11 protein-coding genes and 1 pseudogene are annotated in these 10,201 nt (G+C 70.1%); 5 read left to right on the top strand and 7 right to left on the bottom strand.

The features are described 5' to 3' along the window. A pseudogene (locus VA596_RS49520) lies at positions 1-354 on the bottom strand (glycosyltransferase); the annotation flags it as partial. Positions 355-362: 8 nt separating this feature from the next. Further along, the gene (locus VA596_RS49515; RefSeq protein ID WP_290061662.1) at positions 363-833 is read right to left on the bottom strand and encodes a GtrA family protein; all 471 of its coding nucleotides are present in this window, start codon (positions 831-833) and stop codon (positions 363-365) included. A gap of 125 nt (positions 834-958) precedes the next feature. Here VA596_RS49515 and VA596_RS49510 point away from each other — a divergent pair, with 125 nt between their 5' ends. From VA596_RS49510 to VA596_RS49490, 5 genes are all read left to right on the top strand, one after another. Beyond that, the gene (locus VA596_RS49510; RefSeq protein WP_323337775.1) at positions 959-2,329 is read left to right on the top strand and encodes an FAD-binding oxidoreductase; all 1,371 of its coding nucleotides are present in this window, start codon (positions 959-961) and stop codon (positions 2,327-2,329) included. After that, positions 2,326-3,081 carry a decaprenylphospho-beta-D-erythro-pentofuranosid-2-ulose 2-reductase gene (locus tag VA596_RS49505; RefSeq protein WP_323337774.1) on the top strand — a complete coding sequence of 252 codons (756 nt, stop codon included), beginning with the start codon at positions 2,326-2,328 and terminating at the stop codon, positions 3,079-3,081. Before VA596_RS49510 ends, VA596_RS49505 begins: the two co-directional genes overlap by 4 nt. A gap of 103 nt (positions 3,082-3,184) precedes the next feature. Continuing rightward, complete coding sequence (locus VA596_RS49500) at positions 3,185-3,805, top strand: VC0807 family protein (RefSeq protein WP_323337773.1); 621 nt, start codon at positions 3,185-3,187, stop codon at positions 3,803-3,805. 50 nt (positions 3,806-3,855) lie between these two features. After that, positions 3,856-4,467 (top strand): VC0807 family protein, encoded by a 612-nt coding sequence (locus tag VA596_RS49495; RefSeq protein WP_323337772.1) that lies wholly within the window; start codon positions 3,856-3,858, stop codon positions 4,465-4,467. Continuing rightward, positions 4,464-4,970, top strand: coding sequence for a YceI family protein (locus VA596_RS49490; RefSeq protein ID WP_323337771.1), 507 nt, complete (start codon positions 4,464-4,466; stop codon positions 4,968-4,970). The genes VA596_RS49495 and VA596_RS49490 overlap by 4 nt, the downstream gene beginning before the upstream one ends. Position 4,971: 1 nt before the next feature. On the opposite strand, the gene VA596_RS49485 is transcribed toward VA596_RS49490, so the two are convergent. From VA596_RS49485 to glf, 5 genes are all read right to left on the bottom strand, one after another. Further along, positions 4,972-6,489 carry a YjgN family protein gene (locus VA596_RS49485; protein WP_323337770.1) on the bottom strand — a complete coding sequence of 506 codons (1,518 nt, stop codon included), beginning with the start codon at positions 6,487-6,489 and terminating at the stop codon, positions 4,972-4,974. Between the two features lie 102 nt (positions 6,490-6,591). Continuing rightward, complete coding sequence (locus VA596_RS49480) at positions 6,592-7,281, bottom strand: hypothetical protein (protein ID WP_323337769.1); 690 nt, start codon at positions 7,279-7,281, stop codon at positions 6,592-6,594. Between the two features lie 123 nt (positions 7,282-7,404). Further along, entirely contained in the window at positions 7,405-8,400 is a 996-nt protein-coding gene (locus tag VA596_RS49475; protein ID WP_323337768.1) for a decaprenyl-phosphate phosphoribosyltransferase, read from the bottom strand. Next, positions 8,397-8,915, bottom strand: a complete 519-nt coding sequence (locus VA596_RS49470; protein ID WP_323337767.1) for a phosphatase PAP2 family protein — start codon at positions 8,913-8,915, stop codon at positions 8,397-8,399. Before VA596_RS49470 ends, VA596_RS49475 begins: the two co-directional genes overlap by 4 nt. Next, positions 8,908-10,131: a UDP-galactopyranose mutase gene (gene glf / locus VA596_RS49465; protein WP_323337766.1), complete on the bottom strand. Its 1,224-nt coding sequence runs from the start codon at positions 10,129-10,131 to the stop codon at positions 8,908-8,910. Before glf ends, VA596_RS49470 begins: the two co-directional genes overlap by 8 nt. Between the last annotated feature and the right edge of the window lie 70 nt (positions 10,132-10,201).

Here is a 10,201-nt window from a genome sequence, read left to right as displayed (position 1 = left end):
TTCACCTTCGACGTCGGAGGCACCCATCGACAGCAGCCCGGTCCCGGTCACGACGGCCTCGACCGACACCTCGGTCACGGTGGTCCACCGCTGCCAGTACGACGCCGGAAAACGCCCGAAGTACGTGTTGCCCGAGACCTTGGAGGCCGGCTCGAGGCTGATCGCCGCACGCTCGCGCACGGCCGAGCCCCACTCGAGCTCCGCGTAGAGGTCCTTGCTCACGATCGGCGCGGGGCCGGCGTACAGGCCGCGCTGCGCCGTCAGGCGACCCTGCGGAGCGTGCTCGGTGAACCGCGTCTCGGCGGCCGCGCCGGCTTGGGTGGTCGGCGCCGGGGTAGCTGTTTTACCGGGCATGAAGTTCCTCAGTTCTCCTTGGTCGACGGCTCGCGGAACACGACCCACTTGAGCATCACGAAATTGATCACCGTGGCAGTCGCCTGCGACACGGCCCAGCACAGGGTGTGCTGCCACGCGGACTCCGGCAGCACCTGCAGCATGAGCTGGTTCACCCCGACCGCGACGAAGAACGTCACGGTGTAGAGCAGGACGAACGAGCCGACCTGCGCCTTGCCGTCGCGCCGTCCGCCGGAGAAGGTGAACTTGCGGTTCAGGAAGAACGCCGTGGTCGTGCCCACGATGAAACTGATAGCGCGCGCGACGTCGACCCACGGTGAAGTGGCCATCCCGGCCACCTGGGTGAGCAGCGTGTACGTGCCCAGGTCGACCAGGGCGCAGAAGCCACCGATCAGGGCGAAGCGAATCAGCTGCCCGAGCAGTCCGATGTTGGACGGCTGAGCAGCTGCGATGTCGGCTTGCGGATCGGTCGCCACCACTGCTTTACCTCGTTGCCTGAGTCATGGTCACCCGCGCGGGCGCTTGTGCCTTGATGCGCAAAGTGTAGAAGCGAGCACTTCAGGGTCACGTTCCGGGCGTCGTTCGGCGTGGCTACCCTGGTCGGGTGACCCAAGCACCCGACACACAGCGTCGCACGCTCACGGGCTGGGCGCGGACGGCACCGACCACCGCCGACGTGCTGAGCACCGCAGACGTCGAAACCATCGCCCGCGCCGTGACGCAGGCCGGTGAACGCGGTGTCATCGCCCGCGGGCTCGGCCGCTCCTACGGCGACCCGGCGCAGAACGCGGGCGGCCTGGTCGTCGACATGACGGCGCTGAACCGGATCCACTCGATCGACCCGGACAGCGCGCTCGTCGACCTCGACGCGGGGGTGAGCCTGGACCAGCTGATGCGCGAGGCGCTGCCGTACGGCCTGTGGGTCCCGGTGCTGCCGGGCACGCGCCAGGTGACGATCGGCGGCGCGATCGCCAACGACATCCACGGCAAGAACCACCACAGCGCGGGCAGCTTCGGCAACCACGTCGTGTCGATGGACCTGATCACCGCGGACGGCAAGGTCCGCACGCTGACGCCCGACGGCCCGGACGCCGAGCTGTTCTGGGCGACCGTGGCGGGCATCGGCCTGACCGGGATCATCGTCCGGGCCACGATCCGGATGACCAAGACGGAGACGGCGTACTTCCTCGCCGACAACGAGCGCACGAACAACCTCGACGAGACGCTGGAGCTGGTCAGCAACGGCTCCGACGACAAGTACACGTACTCCTCGGCGTGGTTCGACACGATCTCCACCGGCTCGAAGCTGGGCCGGGCCGCTTTCGGCCGCGGCTCGCTCGCCAAGCTCGACGAACTGCCGCCGAAGCTGCGCGCGAACCCGCTGAAGTTCGACGCTCCGCAGCTCGCGACGCTGCCGGACGTCTTCCCGAACGGCCTGGCGAACAAGCTGACCTTCGGCACGATCGGCGAGCTGTACTACCGGAAGACGCCGAAGGATGCCCGCGGCGTCATCCAGAACCTGACCGCCTTCTACCACCCGCTGGACATGTTCGGCGAGTGGAACCGGGCCTACGGTTCCAAGGGTTTCCTGCAGTACCAGTTCTCGACGCCGCTGGGCGCGGCCGAGCCGCTGCGGAAGATCGTCAAGAAGATCGCCGAGTCGGGGCACGTCTCCTTCCTCAACGTGTTCAAGCGGATGGGTGAGGGCAACGCGGCGCCGCTGTCGTTCCCGCACCCCGGCTGGATGGTCTGCGTCGACTTCCCGATCAAGGACGGGCTCGGCCGGTTCTGCCAGGAGCTCGACGACGACGTCCTCGAACTCGGCGGGCGGCTGTACACCGCGAAGGACTCGCGCACCTCGCCCGAGACGTTCGCGAAGATGTACCCGCGGCTCGAAGAGTGGCGCAAGGTCCGCGCCGCCGTTGACCCCGAAGGCGTTTTCGCCTCTGACATGAGCCGGAGGCTCGCACTGTGATCGACGCCGTTGGCAACCCCCAGTCCCTGCTGCTGCTCGGCGGCACGTCCGACATCGCACTGGCGATCGCCGAGAAGTACCTCGCCGAGAAGCCGCTGCGGGTCGTGCTCGCGGCGCGCCCGTCGCCGCGGCTGGACGCGGCCGCGCAGCGCCTGAAGGACAAGGGCGCCGAGGTCGCGACCGTCGACTTCGACGCGAAGGACCTGGCGTCGCACCCCGGCGTGCTGGACAAGGCGTTCGAGGGCGGCGACGTCGACGTCGCGGTCGTGGCGTTCGGCCTCCTCGGCGACGCCGAGGAGCTCTGGCAGGACCACGCCAAGGCCGTCGAGCTGGCGACCGTGAACTACTCGGCCGCGGTGTCGGTCGGCGTCGCGCTGTCGGAGAAGCTCAAGGCCCAGGGCCACGGCACGGTGATCGCGCTGTCGTCGGTGGCCGGCGAGCGCGTCCGGCGCTCCAACTTCGTCTACGGCTCGACCAAGGCCGGCTTCGACGGCTTCTACCTGGGCCTCGGCGAAGCCCTCGCGCCGCACGGCGTGAAGGTGACCGTCGTCCGCCCGGGGCACGTCAAGACCAAGATGACCGAGGGCATGAAGGACGCCCCGCTGGCGCAGACGGCCGAGCAGGTCGCCGACATCGCCGTGTCGGCCGCTCGGGCCGGCAAGGACCTGGTGTGGGCGCCCGCGCCGTTCCGGCTGGTGATGTCGGCGCTGCGGCACGTCCCGCGGCCGATCTTCCGCAAGCTCCCCATCTGAGATCTCTACTGGGGTCTCCACCCGCGGGTGGAGCCCGGATTTCCATCCGGGCCCGACCCGTGAGCCGAGGTGTCGTGGCGGCCGTCGAAACAGACTTCTCGTCATGACGAACACCTCGAGTGACCGCGCCAGGCTGACGATGCTCCTGCGCGACGTCGCCCTCCCGATGGCCCTGTTCTACGTCCTGCGCTCCTTCGACGTCGACGCACTGTGGGCGCTGCTGGTCAGCGCGCTGCCGCCGGCGATCCGCTCCGGCTACGTCCTGGTGCGGCACCGGCGGATCGACGCGATCGGCGCGTTCGTGCTGGCCGTGCTCGTGGTCAACGGCGCGGTGGCGCTGATCTCCGGCGACCCGCGGCTGCTGCTGGTCCGCAGCGCCTGGGTCGGGCTGCTGCTGGGCGGGCTGATGCTGGGGAGCCTGGTCGTCGGACGGCGGCCGTTCCTGTTCCGGGCGATCGGCACGCTCCAGCCGGCCCGCGCCGCCGAACTCGAAGCCGGATGGGCCGCCGGCGAAGACTTCCGGCGGCCGTGGCGCACGATGACCCTCTGGTGGGGCGTGGGCGGCGTGCTGCTGGGCTGCGCCGTCGTGCTGATGGCGTTCACCCTGCCGGTCGACGTCGTGCCGTTCCTCGACACCGCGCTGACCGTCGGCTGCCTGCTGCTCGGGATGAAGCTCACCCGGAAGCGGTTGATGGCCGGCATCAACCGGACGGTGGATGCGTAGGAGCCAGGTCGACGATGGCTCGGGCCCCTCCCGGCCGCGAGGCTCGGGGCATGGGGAAATCGCTCGTCGCGCTGCTCTGCGACATCGCCGCGCCGGTCGGCGGGTACTACCTGCTGCGGGCCTTCGACGTCGCGCCGATCTGGGCCCTGACGTTCAGCGGCCTGCCGCCCGCGCTGCGCGTGCTGTACCTGGCGCTGCGGCACCGGCGGGTCGACGGCATGGGCCTGTTCGTGCTGTTCATCGTCGGGATCGGGCTGGTGACGTCGCTGCTGACCGGCGACGCGCGGCTGCAGCTGGTCCGCAGCGCCTGGTTCAGCATCCTGATCGGCGTCTGGATGCTGGCGAGCCTGTGGATCGGCCGCCGTCCGACGACCTACCAGGCCACGCTGGCGCTGGTGCCGCACCGCGCCGAGGCGCTGGAGGCGCGGTGGGCGGACACGCCGTCGTTCCGCCGGGTCTGGCGGGTGCTGACGGTGGTCTGGGGCGTCGGCGGGCTGGTGCACAGCGGGCTGAGCGTGGCGCTGGCGTACACGTTCCCGGTGGACAGCGTGCCCGGGCTCGATACGGTGCTGTCGATCGCGAGTTTCGTGGTGCTCCAGGTGGTCACCCAGGTGCTGCTCGCGCGGGAGGGCACGATGAACCGGATGTGGGCGCGCCGATGATCGAGATCCCGCCGCCCGGCGAGTACCGGCTGGACCCGGCGCGGTGCCGGGTCGGCGTGTCCGGCACGCACCTGTTCGGCATGTCGACCGTGGACGGCGAGTTCCCGCTGCGCGGCGGCACGGTGCTCGTCGGCGACCCGGTGACGGCGTCGCTGGTGACGGCGGAGATAGACGCGACAGGCCTGTCGACCGGCGACCGGCTGCGTGACACCGAACTGCAGTCCCGCCGGTTCCTGCACGGCCGCGAGCACCCGCTGATCACGTTCACCGAGGGCCGCCCGCGTCAGGACGGGGCGCAGTGGCTGCTGGACGGCGTCGTGACGGTCCGCGGGACGGCGGGCCGCGTCCAGTGCGCGATCGACGCGGTCACGCTGATGCCGGACGGCTTCACCGCCCGCGCGGCGACCGTCGTCGACCGCTTCGCGTTCGGGATGACGTACGGGAAGCGGCTGGGCGGGCGCGAGTTCACGCTGACGCTGGACGTCACGGCCCTGCGGAGCTGAGTCAGTTCCCGGCGGCGTGCGCGGGCATCAGGTAGAGGTTCTGCGTGCCCATCCACGGCGAGTCGATGCGCCAGCTCACCAGGGCCGTCAGGGGCGGGGTGCGGCGGGTCGTCGCCAGGACCAGGTCCGGGCTGATCGGCGCGACGCTGTGGTCGAAGTTGTGGAAGTTGGCTTCGAGCAGCGCCCGACCGAGCTCGCCGCTGCGGCGCTTCGTCTCGGTGATCGCCGGGTCGACCGCGCCGCGGTCGGAGAACTCGTCCACCAGCTCGCAGTCGCACGCGTACGCGAGCGCGCCGACCTCGCCGGCCGTCTCGACGGTGCGGCCGTGGGCGATCGCCGCCAGTTCCTGGCCGATCTCGCGGTACTCCGTCGTCGATGCGTGGTTGCTGGTGATCGGCGCGAACTGGCGCGGGATCCCCGGGAGGACGTACACCCCGACGCTGGCCGCGAGCACCGCGCCGGCGCCGGTCCACGCGGCTTGCTTCGCGCGCGCCGGGGCCGCCGTGACGCAGGCGGACAGGAAGATCGTCGCGCCGATGATGCTCGGCGCGTAGTACCAGTGGTACGGCGGAACGCCGAGCTGGCTGTACGCGAGGTAGTGCAGCGCGCCCGCGATGGCGAGCACGGCGAACGGCGTCAGGCGGCGAGCCGTTGCCGAACCGCGGCGGAGCTGGACGAGCCAGGCCACGCCGGCCACGGCGCCGAGCAGCAGCGGCAGGAACGACAGCGTGGCCGCGCCCGGGAAGTTGCGCCAGTAGAGGAGCGGGCCGTTGGTGAAGCTGAACGGGCCCCACGACTGCTGGGTGATCTTGATGACCAGCGTGTCCGGCACGGCCGAGCCGAGCACCAGCCAGCTGAAGGCGAACCACGGCAGCGTCACCACGAGGGCGCCGAAGGCCGTCCGCCAGATGCCGTCCCAGAACTCACGGCGGGCAAGGAACACCACGGCGGCGACCAGCAGCAGGTCGATCCGGACGAGCGCGAGCAGCCCGATCACCAGCCCCAGGCGGCCGGGAAGGCGCTCCCCCGCGTAGACCAGCGCCCAGACGACGCCGGTGGCGCCGAGCGCCACCTCCAGGCCGACCGACGACAGCAGCAGCGGGTTGACCAGCAGCAGGCCGAACGTCAGCGGCGCGAACGACGGCGGCAGGCCCGTGCGGGCGGCCAGCCGGCGCAGGCCGAGCACCAGCCCCACCTGCGTGGCGACGAAGACGATCCCGGCGGCCAGCACGGCGTCGCGGACGACGAAGGTGACCGCGCCGAGGACCAGGACGTTCAGCGGGGACGTCGCGGTGTTCGCCGTCCCCTGCTCGATCAGGCCCCAGTGCGCGTGGAAGGCGAGGTTCTTGGCGTAGGACAGCGTGATGTACGTGTCGTCGATCAGATGGCGGCTGACCAGGGCGAACACCACGGCGGAGGCCACCGCGGCACCCGCCGGGAGGACCCACGGACGGGTGACGGGCTCGGCCACCGGCAGCGCACCGGTGGCCTCACGGGGTTCTGCGGAGGCGGTTCGCATCACAAGCACCGTACCCTGCTCGTGACGCATCCGTGATCTGACCGGTATCAAGTGACCCCAGAGCCGTCACTTTCCCTACGAAAGTGACGACTCTGGAATGGGTCAAATTCCGGCGCCGCCGTTGGTGTTGCCGCCGTTGGTGTTGCCGGAGTTGCCGCCGCCGCGGTTGCCGAAGCCGCCGCGGCCGTCCATGCCCGGGCCGGGGCCGTTGTACTGGCGGTGGATGCCCGGACGGCCGTCGCGGGGGCCGTGGTTCGTGGCCGCCGCGATCCCGCCGACGATGCCCCCGCCGATCAGCAGGCCTAGCACGCCGACGGCCACCAGCTGGGTGGCCCGGTGCCCGACGAAGCGCCGGAACCCGCCCGGCTGGCGTGGTGCGGCCGCTGCTGGGGCACCCCAGGCGCCGTAGGCGGGAGCGCCGTAGGTCTGGCCAGGGCCGGGCTGGGAGAGCTGCGGGGTGGGCGGGGCCGCCTGGCCGTGCGCGGCGGTCTGGTCGGCCGCCGGGACGGCACCGGGCTGGCCCGGTGCGGCGGGTTCCCCGGCCGACGGGAGCGCCGTGGTCGGTTGCCCGGCCGCGGGCTGCGCGGCGGACGGCTGCACGGCGGTGGGTTGCTCCGCCGGTTGCCCGGCGGTGGGTTGCGCGGTGGTCGGCTGCTCGGCCCCACCCGCCGACGGCTGGGCGGTGGTCGGTTGCTCAGCCGCACCGGCCTGGGCCGTGGGCTGTTCGGCGGTCGGTTGCTCCGCGCCCGCGTTCGGCGGGACCTGGTTCGGGTCGCGCGGCTGGTCGGTCATGGTCGCTCCTGTGGTCTACGGGGACGAGCGCGCTGCCCGCCCCCACCACCTCAGGGTGACCCCGTCAGCTGTGCTGAACCTGAAGCCAACCTGTCGATCCGCCATGAGAAGCCACGCCGGAACTCACAGGTAGAACGACAGGAACAGCGTGACCACCCAGGTCGCGCCGAGCACCTGGAGCACGCGGTCCTTGAGCGCGATCTCCTCGGGCTCGCCCGCGATGCCGCCGTCGACGTCCACCGCGTAGCGCAGCACCGCCACCACGAACGGCACCATCGAGATCAGCGCCCAGACCGAGTTGTGCTCGCTCTGGCGGATCTCGAACGCCCACAGGCAGTAGGACATGATCAGGATCGCCGCCGACGTCGCCCAGACGAACCGCAGGTAGCTGGCCGAGTACTTCTTCAGCGACGACCGGATCTTCGCCCCGGTGCGCTCGAACAGCATGATCTCCGCGTAGCGCTTGCCGGCGACCATGAACAGCGAACCGAACGCCGTGACCAGCAGGAACCACTGGGACAGGGCGAGCCCGCCCGCGACACCGCCGGCGATCGAGCGCATCAGGAAGCCCGAGCCGACGATGGCGAGGTCGACCACCGGCTGGTGCTTGAGGCCGAAGCAGTAACCGAGCTGGACGGCTTCGTAGACGCCCAGCACGATCGCCAGCTGCCAGCTGGCGACGAACGACACGCCGAGACCGGCCAGGAAGAACACGACCGCCGACCCGTACGCGACGGGTACCGGCACGATCCCGGCCGCGATCGGCCGGTTCCGCTTGGTCGGGTGCGCCTTGTCGGCCTCGACGTCGACCGCGTCGTTGATGAGGTAGACCGAGCTCGCCACCAGGGAAAAGGCCACGAAGGCGACGATCGCGTCGAGCAGCAGGCCCGTGCGGTCGGTCGACTTCGAGAAGGCGAAGAACGGGGCCGCGAAGACCAGCACGTTCTTGACCCACTGGCGCGGCCGCGCCGTCTTGATGACGCCGCCGACGAGGCCGAACGGCCCACGTTCGGCGGTCGCCGTGGTGGTCTCCGAAGACACTTCAGTCACCGGGGTCTCCGGTGCCTCAGGAGTCACGGCCGCTTCGTCGCTGTCGCGCTGCTCGGTCGTCTCGCTCATGGGTTCTTCTTCAGCTTCCGTCGTATCAGACCACCGACGAGCCCCCCGAGGGCCGCACCGGCCAGAACGTCTGTCGGATAGTGAACGCCGAGCACGAGCCGCGAGGCGAGCATCGGCGGTACCAGGGCGGGCACCAGGTTACGCCCGGTCAATCCGGAGTAGAGCACCGCCGCCGCCGTAGTGGACGTCGCGTGCGACGACGGGAAGCTCAGCTTGCTCGGCGTACCGACCAGGACCTCGACGCTCGGGTGATCCGGTCGCGGCCGCCTGACCACGCGTTTCACCGCGATGGACGCGGCGTGGGCGCCGACGACGCCCGCCGACGCGACCAGCCAGTCCTTGCGCCGCTTCTTGTCGACCGCAGCCCCGATCAGGCCGATGCTGAACCAGCCGATGGCGTGCTCGCCGAAGTGCGACATGCCGCGCGCGGCTTTCACCGAAATGTCACTCTTCAGAAAGCCCTGCGCCTTCGACAGGACCGCCACCTCGCCCGCCGGGGCGCCCTTCTCAAGCATCGAGGGACCCGTCGAGCGGCGCGCCGTCCGTCAGGTGCGGGGCGATCTTGTTGTCGAACGCCGAGAGCGCCGAGCCGATCGCCATGTGCATGTCGAGGTACTTGTAGGTGCCGAGACGGCCGCCGAACAGCACGTTCCGCTCGCGCGCCTCGGTCTTGGCCAGCTCGCGGTAGGCCTCGAGCTTCTCGCGGTTCTCCGGGGTGTTGATCGGGTAGTACGGCTCGTCCTCTTCCTTCGCGAAGCGCGAGTACTCCCGGAAGATGACCGTCTTGTCCTTCGGGTAGTCGCGCTCCGGGTGGAAGTGCCGGAACTCGATGATCCGGGTGTACGGGACTTCCTGGTCGTTGTAGTTGACGACCGAGGTGCCCTGGAAGTCACCGGTCTCGGCGACCTCGGACTCGAAGTCGACGGTGCGCCAGGTGAACCGGCCCGCCGAGTAGTCGAAGTAGCGGTCCAGCGGCCCGGTGTAGACGGTCGGGGTGCCCGCCGGGATGTGCTCGCGGACGTCGAAGTAGTCGACGTTCAGCCGGATCTCGATGTTCTCGTGCTCGGCCATCTTCTCGAGCCACGCGGTGTACCCGTTGACGGGCAGGCCCTCGTAGCTGTCGTTGAAGTACCGGTTGTCGAAGTTGTACCGGACCGGCAGGCGCGTGATGATGTTCTCGCCCAGGTTCTTGGGGTCGTTCTCCCACTGCTTCGCGGTGTACCCGCGGATGAACGCCTCGTAGAGGGGGCGCCCGACCAGCGAGATCGCCTTCTCCTCGAGGTTCTGCGCGGCGCCGGTCTCGAACTCCGACGACTGCTTCGCGATCAGCTCGCGGGCCTCGTCCGGGGTGTGGGACTTGCCGAAGAACTGGTTGATCAGGGCCAGGTTCATCGGGAACGAGTAGACCTGGTCCTTGACCCGCGCGAAGACGCGGTGCTGGTAGTTCGTGAACTCGGTGAAGCGGTTCACGTACTCCCACACGCGCTTGTTCGAGGTGTGGAACAGGTGCGCACCGTACTTGTGCACCTCGATCCCGGTCTCGGGCTCGGCCTCGGAGTAGGCGTTGCCGCCGATGTGGCTACGCCGCTCGAGGATGAGGACCTTCTTGCCCAGCTCGGCCGCGGCCCGTTCGGCGACGGTCAGGCCGAAGAATCCGGACCCGACGACGACGAGGTCGTAACCTGCGAAATCGGCTTCAGTAATCTTGGCGGGGTTCGTGTGCGCGCTCACGGGCGTCGAGGGTACGCAGTCCGCTGACCCGGCCCGCACCCGACTATCACATTTCGGCCCACGACACACC

This window comes from Amycolatopsis heterodermiae, assembly GCF_034929455.1.
In the GTDB taxonomy this organism is placed as follows: Bacteria; Actinomycetota; Actinomycetes; order Mycobacteriales; family Pseudonocardiaceae; genus Amycolatopsis; species Amycolatopsis heterodermiae.
This window is presented reverse-complemented; position numbering and strand designations above follow the sequence as displayed.

Bases quoted from the DNA above. Each gene is read 5' to 3' on its own strand.
- VA596_RS49500 (WP_323337773.1), top strand. From the start codon at position 3,185: ATGACGAACACCTCGAGTGACCGCGCCAGGCTGACGATGCTCCTGCGC.
- VA596_RS49495 (WP_323337772.1), top strand. From the start codon at position 3,856: ATGGGGAAATCGCTCGTCGCGCTGCTCTGCGACATCGCCGCGCCGGTC.
- VA596_RS49490 (WP_323337771.1), top strand. From the start codon at position 4,464: ATGATCGAGATCCCGCCGCCCGGCGAGTACCGGCTGGACCCGGCGCGG.
- VA596_RS49485 (WP_323337770.1), bottom strand. From the start codon at position 6,489: ATGCGAACCGCCTCCGCAGAACCCCGTGAGGCCACCGGTGCGCTGCCG.
- VA596_RS49480 (WP_323337769.1), bottom strand. From the start codon at position 7,281: ATGACCGACCAGCCGCGCGACCCGAACCAGGTCCCGCCGAACGCGGGC.
- VA596_RS49475 (WP_323337768.1), bottom strand. From the start codon at position 8,400: ATGAGCGAGACGACCGAGCAGCGCGACAGCGACGAAGCGGCCGTGACT.
- VA596_RS49470 (WP_323337767.1), bottom strand. From the start codon at position 8,915: ATGCTTGAGAAGGGCGCCCCGGCGGGCGAGGTGGCGGTCCTGTCGAAG.